13 protein-coding genes are annotated in these 14,392 nt (G+C 59.4%); 3 read left to right on the top strand and 10 right to left on the bottom strand.

The window, feature by feature from the left end:
- Positions 1–7 precede the first annotated feature (7 nt).
- On the bottom strand, positions 8–1,018 hold the full coding sequence (nagZ, locus tag YA0848_RS03435; RefSeq protein ID WP_169903453.1) for a beta-N-acetylhexosaminidase: 1,011 nt from the start codon (positions 1,016–1,018) through the stop codon (positions 8–10).
- A gap of 144 nt (positions 1,019–1,162) precedes the next feature.
- A complete protein-coding gene (locus YA0848_RS03430; RefSeq protein ID WP_169903452.1) occupies positions 1,163–1,870 on the bottom strand; it encodes a TetR/AcrR family transcriptional regulator in 708 nt (235 codons plus the stop codon).
- A gap of 263 nt (positions 1,871–2,133) precedes the next feature.
- Between YA0848_RS03430 and lexA the strand changes: the two genes are divergently transcribed.
- Both lexA and sulA read left to right on the top strand, forming a co-directional pair.
- The gene (lexA, locus tag YA0848_RS03425; RefSeq protein ID WP_003172575.1) at positions 2,134–2,742 is read left to right on the top strand and encodes a transcriptional repressor LexA; all 609 of its coding nucleotides are present in this window, start codon (positions 2,134–2,136) and stop codon (positions 2,740–2,742) included.
- Between the two features lie 10 nt (positions 2,743–2,752).
- Positions 2,753–3,226 (top strand): SOS-induced cell division inhibitor SulA, encoded by a 474-nt coding sequence (sulA, locus tag YA0848_RS03420; protein WP_034096478.1) that lies wholly within the window; start codon positions 2,753–2,755, stop codon positions 3,224–3,226.
- 147 nt (positions 3,227–3,373) lie between these two features.
- Here the strand turns inward: sulA and YA0848_RS03415 are convergent, their stop codons facing one another.
- The 7 genes from YA0848_RS03415 to YA0848_RS03385 form a co-directional block, all read right to left on the bottom strand.
- Complete coding sequence (locus YA0848_RS03415; protein WP_017254451.1) at positions 3,374–3,607, bottom strand: hypothetical protein; 234 nt, start codon at positions 3,605–3,607, stop codon at positions 3,374–3,376.
- 126 nt (positions 3,608–3,733) lie between these two features.
- Positions 3,734–4,255 (bottom strand): DUF6586 family protein, encoded by a 522-nt coding sequence (locus YA0848_RS03410; RefSeq protein WP_034096477.1) that lies wholly within the window; start codon positions 4,253–4,255, stop codon positions 3,734–3,736.
- A gap of 185 nt (positions 4,256–4,440) precedes the next feature.
- A complete protein-coding gene (gene topA / locus YA0848_RS03405; protein WP_034096476.1) occupies positions 4,441–7,062 on the bottom strand; it encodes a type I DNA topoisomerase in 2,622 nt (873 codons plus the stop codon).
- A gap of 114 nt (positions 7,063–7,176) precedes the next feature.
- Positions 7,177–7,413: a DUF1653 domain-containing protein gene (locus YA0848_RS03400; protein ID WP_034096475.1), complete on the bottom strand. Its 237-nt coding sequence runs from the start codon at positions 7,411–7,413 to the stop codon at positions 7,177–7,179.
- Between the two features lie 96 nt (positions 7,414–7,509).
- A complete protein-coding gene (gene fadA, locus YA0848_RS03395) occupies positions 7,510–8,685 on the bottom strand; it encodes an acetyl-CoA C-acyltransferase FadA (RefSeq protein WP_169903450.1) in 1,176 nt (391 codons plus the stop codon).
- 29 nt (positions 8,686–8,714) lie between these two features.
- Positions 8,715–10,862, bottom strand: coding sequence for a fatty acid oxidation complex subunit alpha FadB (fadB, locus tag YA0848_RS03390; protein WP_034096473.1), 2,148 nt, complete (start codon positions 10,860–10,862; stop codon positions 8,715–8,717).
- A gap of 492 nt (positions 10,863–11,354) precedes the next feature.
- A complete protein-coding gene (locus YA0848_RS03385; protein ID WP_034096472.1) occupies positions 11,355–11,792 on the bottom strand; it encodes a hypothetical protein in 438 nt (145 codons plus the stop codon).
- A gap of 105 nt (positions 11,793–11,897) precedes the next feature.
- Between YA0848_RS03385 and YA0848_RS03380 the strand changes: the two genes are divergently transcribed.
- Positions 11,898–12,338, top strand: coding sequence for a universal stress protein (locus YA0848_RS03380; protein WP_034096471.1), 441 nt, complete (start codon positions 11,898–11,900; stop codon positions 12,336–12,338).
- Between the two features lie 118 nt (positions 12,339–12,456).
- Here the strand turns inward: YA0848_RS03380 and YA0848_RS03375 are convergent, their stop codons facing one another.
- Positions 12,457–14,376, bottom strand: a complete 1,920-nt coding sequence (locus YA0848_RS03375; protein ID WP_034112455.1) for an ATP-binding cassette domain-containing protein — start codon at positions 14,374–14,376, stop codon at positions 12,457–12,459.
- Between the last annotated feature and the right edge of the window lie 16 nt (positions 14,377–14,392).

Raw genomic sequence — 14,392 nt, 5'->3', positions numbered from 1 at the left:
CGAGGTATCAGTCGATCAACTGGGCTTCGCGTAACGCCGTAAGCGCCGCCAACCAGCGCGGGTCTTGCTTGTACTCCGTTGAAGCCATTGCCTGACCGCGCATGCGCGCGATGCGAGGCGACGGCGTGACCTTCATACGCTGCGCAGCACTCAACGCCAACTCCGCCGCCGCGCGATCATTGCACACCAAGCCCATGTCGCAACCGGCGGTCAACGCGGCCTCGATACGGCTGGCCGCGTCACCGACCACATGGGCACCGGCCATGGACAAGTCGTCACTGAAAATCACCCCATCGAATTGCAACTCGCCGCGCAGAATGTCTTGCAACCAGCGACGCGAAAAACCGGCAGGCTGGGCGTCCACCTGCGGGTAGATCACGTGGGCCGGCATCACCGCCGCCAATTGCTGGCTCAGACGTGCGAAAGGCACCAGATCATTGGCGCGAATCTGCTCCAGGCTGCGCTCGTCATTAGGAATTGCGACGTGGGAATCGGCCTCAGCCCAGCCGTGGCCTGGGAAATGTTTACCGGTGGCAGCCATACCGGCGCTGTTCATGCCACGGATAAAGGCACCGGCGAGTAAGGCGGCACGCTCCGGGTCGCCCTCGAAGGATCGGGTGCCGACCACAGCGCTGCGTTGGTAATCAAGGTCCAGTACCGGGGCAAAACTCAGGTCAAGGCCAACCGCCAGCACTTCCGTAGCCATGATCCAGCCGCATTGCTCGGCCAGGTATTCAGCGTTGGGGGTGTCCGCGAGCGCTCGCATGGCCGGCAGGCGCACAAAGCCCTGGCGTAGGCGCTGCACGCGGCCGCCCTCTTGGTCGACGGCCAGCAACAGGTCGGGGCGCACCGCGCGAATGGCCGCGCTCAGTTCACGCACCTGGCGCGGATGTTCGATATTGCGCGCGAAAATAATCAGCCCACCCACTTCAGGCTGGCGCAACAAGTGGCGATCCTCAGCCGTGAGCCAGGTACCGGCCACGTCGACCATCAAAGAACCTTGCAGGGCAGCAGTCATAAACCTTCCTTATATAACGCACACAACCCGTTGCGCTCACGGCGCACGAAGGGCGCGGCGAGCACAACGGGTTGCGAATAAATAGCTGAAATCGGCATGGCGGCTAGCTTAGCGGATGCCAATGGCCGCGCACACCCAGGGCAATCAAACCTTGGCGGGAATGGGCACTGTTTTGCTGCGTGGGCGCAGTTGCGCGGCGGCCATGGTTGGGTCGGTCACGCCGGTTTCGGCACGCATGCCGGCGGCGAGGAAAGGCACCATCAAACGCATCACTTGCTCAATGGAAGTGTTAACGCCGAAGTCGGTCTCGGCAATCGCGCGCAATGCCTTGATCCCGGACATACTGAACGCCGCCGCGCCGAGCATAAAGTGGACGCGCCAGAACAGTTCGACCGGTGGAATACGTGGGGCAGCTTCGTTGACCAGCAACATATAGCGACGAAATACCTTGCCGTACATGTCTTCCAGGTAACGCCGCAGGTGGCCTTGACTCTGACTGAACGCCAGGCCGAGCAAACGCATAAAGATCGACAGGTCGTTACCGCTACGCGGTTGCACTACCAGCGCCTGCTCAACGAGAATTTCCAGCAATTCTTCAAGGCTGGGCTTGTTGTCGGCCTTGGCCTGGCGACGTTCAAGCTCGCGGTCGAGGCTGGCGCAGAAAGGCCCCAGAAAGCGTGAAAAAACGGCCTGGATAAGGGCTTTCTTCGAGCCGAAATGGTAATTCACCGCCGCGAGGTTGACCCCGGCTTTGCTGGTAATCAGCCGCAATGAAGTTTCAGCAAATCCTTTTTCCGCGAACAATTGCTCAGCAGCATCGAGAATGCGCTCAACGGTTTCCGACTGGGCCATGGCTACTCCGCCTGACAAACACTTGTTTGAAACATACGTTTCAGGGTGTGTCTTGTCAAGCCTGAGGAGCCGTTTTCCGGCCGGGCAGTCATGCATGTGCGTGCTATTTAATCACATCCGTATCCGTCTGTAGGTAGCGCTATCCGTGACTTGTAGGACGGATATCGAATGACCGTCCAGCGGAGTGCCGAAAAAGGATGATTGCCAAGCGCAGTTCACTGTATATAATCCCAGTCACTGTATAAAAAGACAGAGCGATCAACATGCTAAAACTGACGCCACGCCAAGCTGAGATTCTGGCTTTTATCAAGCGCTGCCTCGACGACAACGGCTACCCGCCGACACGAGCCGAAATTGCGCTGGAACTGGGGTTCAAGTCCCCTAACGCCGCCGAAGAACACCTCAAGGCCCTCGCACGCAAAGGCGCTATCGAGATGACCCCCGGTGCTTCGCGGGGCATTCGCATCCCTGGCTTCGAGGCCAAGGCCGACGAGTCGACGCTGCCCATCATCGGCCGTGTCGCCGCCGGTGCGCCGATCCTGGCGCAGCAGCACGTCGAGGAATCCTGCAACATTAATCCGACCTTCTTCCACCCTCGCGCTGATTACCTCTTGCGGGTACACGGCATGAGTATGAAGGACGTCGGTATCTTCGACGGTGATCTGCTGGCCGTCCATACCACCCGCGAAGCCCGTAATGGTCAGATCGTCGTGGCCCGTATCGGCGATGAAGTCACCGTCAAACGCTTCAAGCGTGAAGGCAGCAAGGTCTGGCTACTGGCCGAGAACCCTGAGTTCGCCCCGATTGAAGTGAACCTGAAAGATCAGGATCTGGTGATCGAAGGCTTGAGCGTCGGCGTCATTCGCCGCTAGAGGAGGCACCATGCAGCTCGTACACACCCCACAACACACCCAACTGTCGCTGTTCGAGGCCTTTATGGCCCATCCTCTCGCGCCTATCCTCAAGGAAACGGTCGAAGCGCCCTGGAGCGCCGAACCCGAGGTGTTCAGTGAGCTGTCGTTGCGCGGTGCTGCCGGGAGCTGCCTGAGCCTGCTGGCGCCAATTCTTCGCGAATTGAGCGAGGAACAGGACGCCCGCTGGCTAACGCTGATCGCTCCGCCTGCCAGTCTTACCCAGGCTTGGCTGCGGGACGCCGGCCTTAACCGCGAACGTATCCTGTTGCTGCAACCGCGCGGCACGCAAAGCGCGCAACAGCTGACTTGCGAGGCCTTACGCTTGGGCCGAAGCCACACCGTGGTCAGCTGGCTCAACCCATTGAACGCGGCCGCTAAGCAACAACTGGTGAGCGCTGCGCGTGTTGGGGATGCACAGAGCTTGAATATTCGATTGGGATGAAGGTTTCGCTACGCGGAGGGCCTCAGCAGGGCTCGCTGGGGTGAAGATGCTCTTTGTGGTCAGCGGGCGTGTCCCATATTGGAGCGCTGCTTCGCAGCCGGACGTGGGATAAGCCCGCCGACCACAACAATACCGAACAGCCTGAAATCAGTGAAGGACCCGCGGCCCGTCTTCTTTCTCCGGCTCGCCCTCGGCCAGGCGACCAGCCATCTGCACGCCGACGCTCAACATGGCTTTCGCCACTTCCACATGCTGACCTTGCAGAAATGCTTTGGCGTCCTCGGAAAAATCCAAGATAACCAGAGAACCTTCGTCCTCCGCCCGGCGCAGCTCAATTCGGCCGTCAGGCAGTTCAACAATTTCCAGAAAGGACGTCGGCATAAAAGTCTGTTCTCCACGAAAGGGCAGGATTATATCAGTCATCCGCCAAGCCTCGGTGCGGATCTCAACAGGTTTCTTTACGTCTTGATGAACGGCGTGGTTAGCGCCACGCCATTGCCCTGCGTTCTAGCACTCGCTCAACCCTTCCCGAAAACGCAGTGCCAGTTTTTTCAGTTCCTGGCGCCAGCTCTCCAGCTCTTTCCGGCTCAAAGGTTCAGGCTCCTCGTCTTCCACTGCAACCGCAACGATCAGCGGCTGGGTCACATCGCCCTTGGGCACATGAGGAATGCGCGGCGGCTGGAACATATCGGCATGGGCCTTGAGCAAGCGCGCCAACCAGCTTTCAGGGCTTTGGGCCATTTCCACCAGCTCGGCCAACTCGGGAATGGCCATGGCGTCCAATACTTCGCGGCTCATGATCATCTCTGCCCGAGGAGAACCCGCCTGCGGCAGGCGATAGAACCCTGCTATTTCATGGCACAGGCCCAGCAAAGCGCCGTACAGGTGGAATAACGCCGCTTCACGCCCGGCCTGCACCAGCGCGATCGCGTTCATCTCCTTACCTTCCTCGGCGCGGCCAAGGGCTTCCAGGGATAAACCCGCGAAGTAAATTTTCTGATTGGTACGGGTATAGAGTTCGTGGGCCATAACGGCAGTCTCCACAACGAATTAGGCGTGATGCTGGCTGAATAGTGTCACGGATCAGCCGAATCGACTGCAAGCGCAATCAAGCGCTGCTTATGCAGATCAAAACGCTACTTCAGGATCTAAAAGATCCAAATATGGGAGGGGCTTACCCCTCCGCTATTTGGATCTTCAGCGCATCCGACAGATCAGGCGCCCTGACGCTTGTCCTCGACCTTCCACTTGCCGCCTTCATAGAAGGCTTTCCAGCCGGTCGGCTTACCGTCGACCTCGGACTGCACGTACTGTTCCTTGGTCTTGCGGCTGTAGCGAATCACGGCTGGGCGACCATCCGGATCCTTCTTCGGCGCTTCACACAGGAAGTGGTACTTAGGATCGATCTCGTCCTTGTGCGGCACGATTTCCATTACTAGCGGCGCACGAGTCTCGCGGTTTTTCGGGAACTGGCTGGCTGCCAGGAACAAGCCAGAGGCACCGTCACGCAGAATGTAGGTGTCGTTGACCTTTTCGCACTTGAGCTCCGGCATCTTCACCGGGTCCATCTTCGGCGGCGCCGCATCGCCGCTCTTGAGCAGTTTGCGGGTGTTCTTGCACGTCGGGTTGGTACAGCCAAAGAACTTACCGAAGCGGCCAGTCTTGAGCTGCATCTCGCTACCGCACTTGTCGCATTCCAGGCTCGGACCTTCGTAGCCCTTGATGCGGTAGGTGCCTTCTTCGATCTCGTAGCCGTTGCAATCCGGGTTGTTACCGCAGATATGCAGCTTGTGCTTCTCATCCAACAGGTAGGCATCCATCGCCGTGCTGCAGATCGGGCAGCGGTGCTTGCCACGCAGCACCAACGACTCGGATTCACCCTCGTCGTCAGCCGCGATTTCATCGCCCGGCACCAGGTTGACCGTGGCCTTGCAGCGCTCTTTCGGCGGCAGGCTGTAGCCCGAGCAACCAAGGAACACACCGGTGGACGCCGTGCGAATCTGCATCGGCCGACCGCAGGTCTGGCACGGGATATCCGTCATCACCGGCTGGTTGGCGCGCATGCCGTTCTCGGGGCTCTCGGCCACCTCAAGCTTCTTCTTGAAGTCGCCGTAGAACTCGTCCAGCACGTTTTTCCAATCGCGCTCGCCCTGGGCCACGTCGTCGAGATTCTCTTCCATGCCGGCAGTGAAGCCGTAATCCATCAGGTTGGAGAAGCTCTCGGAGAGACGCTCGGTGACGATGTCACCCATCTTTTCCGAATAGAAACGACGATTATGCAGCGCCACATAGCCACGGTCCTGGATGGTGGAAATGATCGCCGCGTAGGTCGAAGGGCGACCGATACCGCGCTTTTCCATCTCCTTGACCAGGCTGGCTTCCGAATAACGCGCCGGCGGCTTGGTGAAGTGCTGGGACGGATCGAGCTTGATCAGCTTCAATGTATCGCCCTGAGCCATGTCCGGCAGCACATCGTCGTCACCAGGCTTGGCGATCTGCGGCATCACGCGGGTATAACCGTCGAATTTGAGAATGCGGCCCTTGGCACGCAGCTCGAAGTCGGAGGCCGCCACGGTAACCGTGGTGGACAGGTACTGCGCCGGCAGCATCTGGCAGGCCAGGAACTGGCGCCAGATCAGCTCGTAGAGGCGCTCAGCGTCGCGCTCCATGCCGCTCAGCTTGCTTGGCTCGGTGTTGGCGTCGGAAGGACGAATCGCTTCGTGAGCCTCCTGTGCGCCTTCCTTGCTGCTATAGACGTTAGGCTTCTCCGGCAGGTACTTCTTGCCGAACTCGCTTTCGATGTAGGTTCGCGCCATGGCGACCGCGTCCACCGACAGGTTGGTGGAGTCGGTACGCATATAAGTGATGTAGCCGGCTTCATACAGACGCTGGGCCATCATCATGGTTTTTTTCACACCGAAGCCCAGGCGGTTGCTCGCGGCCTGTTGCAGGGTGGAGGTGATGAAAGGTGCCGACGGCTTGCTGCTGGTCGGTTTGTCTTCACGCTTGACGATGCTGTAGCTGGACGCCTTGAGCTTCTCCAGCGCAGCCATGGCCTGGGCTTCGTTCAGCGGCTTGAAGGCTTCGCCTTTCTCGCGGGCCACTTCAAAGCGCACATTGGCGCCCTTGGCGGTGCCCAGGTCGGCGTGGACTTCCCAGTACTCTTCAGGGATGAACGCACGAATCTCACGCTCACGCTCCACCACCAGCTTCACGGCAACCGACTGCACACGGCCGGCGGACAGGCCACGGGCGATCTTGGCCCACAGCAGCGGCGAGACCATATAACCCACCACGCGATCGAGGAAACGCCGCGCCTGCTGGGCATTGACGCGGTCGATATCCAACTCGCCCGGCTTGGAGAAGGCTTCCTGGATGGCTTTCTTGGTAATTTCGTTGAACACGACGCGCTTGTAGCGGCTGTCGTCACCGCCGATGGCTTCCCGCAGGTGCCAGGCAATGGCCTCCCCTTCGCGGTCCAAGTCCGTCGCGAGATAGATGGTGTCAGCATCCTTGGCGAGCCGGCGCAGCTCTTCGATGACCTTTTCCTTGCCAGGAAGGATCTCGTACTTGGCCTTCCAGCCATGGTCCGGGTCCACACCCATGCGCGAGACCAGCTGCTTGCGCGCTTTCTCCTTGGGTGTGAGCACCGGACCTTCGCCCGCAGCGGCCTTGCCGCGCTTGGCGGCTGGCTCCTTGCTGGCGCTAGCCGAACCGCTGGTGGGCAGGTCTCGGATATGGCCGATACTCGACTTCACCACGTACTCGTTGCCCAAGTACTTGTTGATGGTCTTGGCCTTAGCCGGGGATTCCACAATGACCAGCGATTTGCCCATGGATCGGAAAATTCCTGAATTCGAGAAGTGAAAGGCAGTTGGCGCCTGACGCGGCAACGCTATATATAGTGGCAACCGGGTGAGGTCAAGCGCAGCATTCTGCGCGGCCTGCGGTTATTGCCCTTTAAAAAGACTGGGTTCGGCCTGGACCAAAGCAAAGCGTGGGACCTGCTCGCCGTCAACCTCGACGCTCTCAAGGAACATGCTCAAGGGGCGCACCCAAAAGCCGTAATCTCCATACAGTGCTTGGTAAAACACGACTTGTTCTTCGGTCTCGGAATGGCGCGCCACGCTGAAAACCCGGTACTGCGGACCCTTGTAATGCTGATAGAGCCCTGGTGTGACATTCATGCTCTGGCCCCCTTACAAAATTTATTAAAAAAAATATTAAAAAATCCAAAAAACAAAAACCGGGGCACTGGGCCCCGGCTTCCGTCAACCCAACGCTTAGACGCGTTCGAAGACGGTGGAAATGCCTTGGCCGAGACCAATGCACATGGTGGCTACCCCGAGGTTGCCGCCATTTTGCTTCATCACGTTAAGCAGCGTGCCAGAGATCCGCGCACCGGAGCAACCGAATGGGTGGCCCAGGGCAATCGCGCCGCCGTGCAGGTTAACCTTCTCGTTCATCTTGTCGAGCACTTTCAAATCTTTCAACACCGGCAGGGCCTGTGCAGCGAAAGCTTCGTTGAGTTCGAAGAAGTCGATATCGGTGATGGAAAGGCCCGCGCGCTTCAAGGCTTTTTGCGTGGCCGGTACCGGACCGTAGCCCATGATAGCCGGGTCCACGCCGGCCACCGCCATCGAACGGATCACCGCCAAAGGCTGGATCCCGAGGTCTTGGGCGCGTTGCGCCGACATCACGATCATGCACGATGCGCCGTCGGTGATTTGCGACGAAGTACCCGCCGTCACGGTGCCGCCCTTGGGATTGAATGCCGGCTTCAAGGCCGCCAGGCTTTCCAGGGTGGTATCCGGACGAATGGTTTCGTCGTAGTCGAACAGTTTCAGGAAACCGTTCTCGTCATAGCCGTTCATCGGGATGATTTCATCCCTGAACTTGCCTTCCACCGTCGCCTTATGGGCGAGCTGGTGGGAGCGCAGGCCGAATGCGTCCTGGGCTTCACGGGTAATGCCGTGCATCTTGCCGAGCATTTCCGCCGTCAGGCCCATCATGCCGGAGGCCTTGGCCGCGTACAGCGACATGTGCGGGTTCGGATCGACGCCGTGCATCATGCTGACGTGACCCATGTGCTCCACGCCACCGACCACGAACACGTCACCGTTACCGGTCATGATCGCCTGGGCGGCAGTGTGCAACGCGCTCATGGACGAACCGCACAGGCGGCTGACGGTCTGGCCGGCCGCAGTGTGGGGGATCTGAGTCATCAGCGACGCCATGCGCGCGATGTTCCAGCCCTGCTCCAGGGTCTGGTTGACGCAGCCCCAGATCACGTCCTCGACTTCGTTCGGATCGACCTTGGTGTTACGTTCCAGCACTTTGCTGATCAGGTGCGCCGACATGTCTTCGGCGCGGGTGTTGCGGTGCATGCCGCCCTTGGAGCGGCCCATCGGCGTGCGACCGAAGTCGACAATCACGACGTCTCTTGGATTCAAGCTCATAAATATTCTCGCTCTAGTCGTCTGGGCGCTTAACCGAAGAAGCTCTGGCCGTTCTTGGCCATTTCACGCAGCTTCGCGGTCGGGTGGTACAGCGGGCCCAGCTCAGCGTATTGATCAGCCAGGGCAACGAACTCGGCCACACCGATCGAGTCGATGTAACGCAGTGCACCACCACGGAATGGAGGGAAACCAATACCGTACACCAAGCCCATATCGGCTTCGGCGGCGGTCTCGACGATGCCATCTTCCAGGCAACGTACGGTTTCCAGGCACAGGGCGATCATCATCCAGTTGATGATGTCCTCGTCGGACACTTCACGCTGCTCGTACACAATCGGTGCCAGCACTTCGTGCACCGACGGATCGGCCACTTTCTTCTGCTTGCCTTTCTTGTCCGCCTCGTAGGCGTAGAAGCCCTTACCGTTTTTCTGGCCCAGGCGCTTAGCGTCGTACAGGGCGTCGACAGCCGAACGGCGGTCGTCTTTCATGCGGTCCGGGAAGCCTTCAGCCATCACATCGCGGCCGTGGTGGCCGGTGTCGATGCCGACCACGTCCATCAGGTACGCCGGGCCCATTGGCCAGCCGAATTTTTCCATGACTTTGTCGATGCGCACGAAGTCCACGCCGGCACTGACCAACTTGGCGAAACCACCGAAGTAAGGGAACAGCACGCGGTTGACCAGGAAGCCCGGGCAGTCGTTGACCACGATCGGGTTCTTGCCCATTTTCTTGGCGTAGGCAACGGTGGTTGCCACCGCATGTTCGCTGGACTTCTCGCCACGGATCACTTCCACCAGCGGCATCATATGTACCGGGTTGAAGAAGTGCATGCCGACGAAATTTTCCGGACGCTTGAGGGCCTTGGCCAGCAGCGAGATGGAAATGGTCGAGGTGTTAGACGCCAGAATGGTGCCTTCCTTGACCTGTGCTTCCACTTCAGCCAACACGGCCTGCTTGACCTTCGGGTTCTCGACAACCGCTTCGACCACCAGGTCGACGTGACCGAAATCGCCGTAGGACAGCGTAGGACGAATGCCGTTAAGCACTTCAGCCATTTTCGCTGCGGTCATGCGACCTTTATCCACACGCCCCACCAGCAGTTTGGCGGCTTCCGCCAGACCCTGCTCGATACCGTGTTCGTTGATGTCTTTCATCAGGATCGGCGTGCCTTTGGACGCCGACTGATAGGCGATGCCGCCGCCCATGATACCGGCGCCGAGTACGGCAGCCTGTTTCACGTCGCTGGCGATTTCATCGTAGGCCTTGGCCTTTTTCTTCAGTTCCTGATCGTTCAGGAACAGGCCGATCAGGCTCTGGGCCGCCGAGGTTTTCGCCAGTTTGACGAAACCAGCCGCTTCCACTTCCAGGGCTTTGTCGCGACCGAAGTTCGCGGCTTTCTGGATGGTCTTGATCGCTTCAACCGGCGCCGGGTAGTTCGGGCCGGCCTGGCCAGCCACGAAACCTTTGGCGGTTTCGAACGACATCATTTGTTCGATGGCGTTGAGCTTGAGCTTTTCCAGCTTGGGCTGGCGCTTGGCCTTGTAGTCGAACTCGCCGCTGATGGCACCTTTGATCAGGTTCAGCGCGGCCTCGGCCAGTTTTTCCGGAGCAACCACTGCGTCGACAGCGCCGACTTTCAGGGCGTCTTCGGCTTTGTTTTCCTTACCGGCGGCGATCCACTCGATGGCGTTGTCCGCACCGATCAGGCGTGGCAAACGCACGGTGCCGCCGAAGCCTGGGTAGATGCCCAGTTTCACTTCCGGCAGGCCGATTTTTGCGGTGGCCGACATCACGCGGAAGTCAGCGGCCAGGCACATTTCCAGACCACCGCCGAGGGCGATGCCATTGATCGCGGCAACGGTCGGGACGTTGAGGTCTTCGAAATCGCTGAAAATCTTGTTGGCTTCGAGGTTGCCAGCCACCAGCTCGGCATCGGGCAGCTTGAAGTTGTCGACGAATTCGGTGATGTCAGCGCCGACGATGAACACGTCCTTGCCGCTGGAGACGATCACGCCCTTGACCGAAGCATCTGCTTTGATGGTGTCTACGGCCTGACGCAGTTCGTTCAGGGTTAGACGGTTGAACTTGTTGACGGACTCACCCTTGAGGTCGAATTTCAATTCGACGATGCCACTTTCAAGAGCCTTAACCGTGATGGCTTTACCTTCGTAAATCATCAACTGATCTCCACGATATGGAAGCTGAACAGTACACATCGGACGCTGGCCTATGGTTGGACACTGATGGTTAGGTCAATGCTCATGCCAATCCGCCAGGCACACCCGCCAATGCGATAGTCGGGATTATGTATGAACGGTCTGACAGACAAACGCTCAATTCATACGCCCGTTTGATTTGGGTACGCCACCTTCATCCAATTCCGAGCAATTGTCAATCGCTCCAAAGGCTAGGAAAAACGCGACTTTCCAGTCATTTCAGAACCTCAACCATAGGCCCGCGCTTCGTCAATATTCAACTATTCACGAAATCAATAATTTCAGTTATTTGGGAAAGGGCTGTACAGATTGAGAGATACGGCTACGCTAGCGCCAACCGTACAGCGCCAGAAGACAACACCCGGCGCAAGATTCACCGGCCTGCCTGGCCAACTCCAGCCCGATGAGAATGTCGGGCTTTTTAATGCCTGTTTGAGTCTGGGCCGCCTGGGTTCAGGCCAGTGCCTTGAGCAACGCGTCGATGTCCTTTAAGACACTGGCATCGCCCTTCTCGCCCCAATACAAGGCAATCATTTGCTTGTCGGCTTCGACTTTGTAGACGTTGGCCGGCAACGTTGAAAAATGCGGCAACAACTTCTCATCTACGCAGTTTTCTCGCCATTGGTTAACCCACACCCCCGGCTCCAGTTGCCAGTAACTCCAAATGGCCGGCGTGGCGCCGCGTCGTGGCCGGCAGTACTGGGCGCAAGGGCTCGGCGGCTCTTGCTTGAGCCAGTGCGGCCACTCCTGGGGCGCCAACTGCATGGCCAACCCCATGCGGCGCGCCTCCATGCGCAAGGCCATGCGCCCGCTCTGGTGACGCGACGGGCGCAGCCATGCCAGGGGGCTCAATACCACTACAAGGATTGACACCACTATCCAGACCGTCATATGTGTACTCCCGATTTTTCTGATGAGCGGATTTGACCTGACGCAACCCCATCCGCTTGAAACCAGCCATACTTAATTTATTGCAGTCCTCTGGAGGAACGCCTCATGTCATACGAACATATTCTGGTCGCCGTAGATCTGACCGAAGAGTGCGATCCAGTGATCAAGCGCGCCCGGGCTTTCGCGGTCGCCAGCGGCGCCAAACTGTCCCTCGTGCATATCGTCGAACCCATGGCCATGGCCTTCGGCGGCGATGTTCCGATGGACCTGTCCCAACTGCAGCAACAACAGTTCGACCAAGCCAAAGAACGTCTCGACCGCCTGATAGCCAAATACCCGGAAGTGACCAAAGAAAACTCACACCTGACCTACGGCCAGCCGCGCCAGGAGATCCACCACCTCGCCAAGGAGCAAGGCTGTGACCTGATCGTGGTCGGCAGCCATGGCCGTCACGGCCTGGCGCTGCTGCTGGGCTCCACCGCCAATGATGTGCTGCACGGCGCGCCGTGCGATGTGCTGGCGGTGAAGCTGGTAAAAAGCGCCTAGGACCGATGCAGAGCTAATCTGGGAGGGAGCAATCCCTCCCCCATTTGAACCGCATTTCATATGAAAAAAGCCCGACGCCCCCATGAGGGCGCCGGGCTTTTTACTGCACCAAGGTCACTCAGGCATCCAGCTCGGCCCAACGCTCGACCAATGCTTCCAGCTCCTGATTCAACGTCTCCAGAGAAGCAATGACCTTGGCGGTTTCTGCCGCAGGACGCAGGTAGAAACCTGCGTCAGCCATTTGCGCCTCTACTGCAGCGATCTGCTGCTCCTTGGCCTCGATATCCCCCGGCAAAGCTTCCAGCTCGCGCTGCAATTTGTAGCTGAGCTTTTTCTTAGCCGTTGGTGCGGTTTCCTGCGCGGGTGCTGGCGCGGCCACCGGCGTAACCACCGCCGAGTTCAAGTCGGCCTTGCCGGATTTGCTCTCGGTCACGCCCAACAGACGCGGCGAGCCGCCCTGGCGTAGCCAGTCCTGATAGCCACCGACATATTCGCGCACCTTGCCTTCGCCTTCGAAGACCAGGGTACTGGTCACCACGTTGTCGAGGAATGCCCGGTCGTGGCTGACCATCAGCACGGTGCCGTTGAAGGTCAGCAGCACCTCCTCCAGCAGTTCGAGGGTTTCCACGTCCAGGTCGTTGGTCGGTTCGTCGAGCACCAGCAGGTTCGCCGGCTTGCTGAACAATTTGGCCAGCAGCAGACGCGCCCGCTCACCACCGGACAAGGCTTTTACCGGCGTACGCGCGCGCTGCGGGCTGAACAGGAAATCGCCGAGGTAGCTGAGTACGTGGCGGCTCTGGCCGTCGATATCGATGAAGTCACGGCCTTCGGCCACGTTATCGATCACGGTCTTTTCCAGGTCCAGCTGGTGGCGCAGTTGGTCGAAATAAGCCACATCGATACGCGTGCCTTCGGCCACGGTGCCGCTGGTCGGTTGCAGACCGCTGAGCATCAGCTTGAGCAGCGTGGTTTTGCCGGTACCGTTGGCGCCGAGCAGGCCGATCCGGTCGCCGCGCTGCAGGACCATGGAGAAGTCCTTGATCAGGAACGGGCCGTCCGGGTGATGGAAGCTGACGTTCTCCAGCACCATCACTTGCTTGCCCGACTTGTCGGCGGTATCCAGCTGGATATTGGCTTTGCCGGTGCGCTCGCGACGTTCGCTGCGCTCCACGCGCAAGGCTTTCAGCGCCCGTACGCGACCTTCGTTACGGGTGCGACGCGCCTTGATGCCCTGGCGGATCCAGACTTCTTCCTGGGCCAGTTTCTTGTCGAACAAGGCGTTGGCGGTTTCTTCGGCAGCCAGCGCGGCTTCCTTGTGTACCAGGAAGCTGGCGTAGTCGCCGTTCCAGTCGATCAGGCCACCACGGTCCAGTTCGAGGATGCGGGTTGCCAGGTTTTGCAGGAAAGAACGGTCGTGGGTGATAAACAGCACGGCGCCCTGGAAATCCTTCAGGGCCTCTTCCAACCAGGCAATGGCGCCGATGTCCAGGTGGTTGGTCGGTTCGTCGAGCAGCAGCAGATCCGGTTCGGACACCAGCGCCTGGGCCAGCAACACCCGGCGACGCCAGCCGCCGGATAATTCGGCGAGGGTCTTGTCGGCCGGCAGTTGCAGGCGGCTCAGGGTGCTGTCCACCAGCTGCTGCAAGCGCCAGCCGTCACGGGCTTCGAGGTCTTGCTGGACGTGCATCAGCTTGTCCAGGTCTTCCTCGGTGACGCAGTTCTGCGCCAGATGATGGTACTCGGCGAGCAGTGCGCCGACGCCGTCCAGGCCTTCGGCAACCACGTCGAACACTGTCCGTCCGTCGGCCACCGGCAATTCCTGGGGCAATTCGCCGATCTTCAGGCCCGGGGCGCGCCACACGGAGCCGTCGTCGGGCTTCTGATCGCCTTTGACCAGCTTCATCATGCTGGACTTGCCGGTGCCGTTGCGGCCGATGATGCACACCCGCTCACCACGGGCGATCTGCCAGGACACCTTGTCCAACAACGGCATAGCGCCGAAAGCAAGGGACACATCGCTGAATTTGAGCAGGGTCATACGCTTCTCCAAAAAC

Source organism: Pseudomonas sp. S4_EA_1b (genome assembly GCF_016307435.1).
GTDB classification, from domain to species: domain Bacteria; phylum Pseudomonadota; class Gammaproteobacteria; order Pseudomonadales; family Pseudomonadaceae; genus Aquipseudomonas; species Aquipseudomonas rhodesiae.
This window is presented reverse-complemented; position numbering and strand designations above follow the sequence as displayed.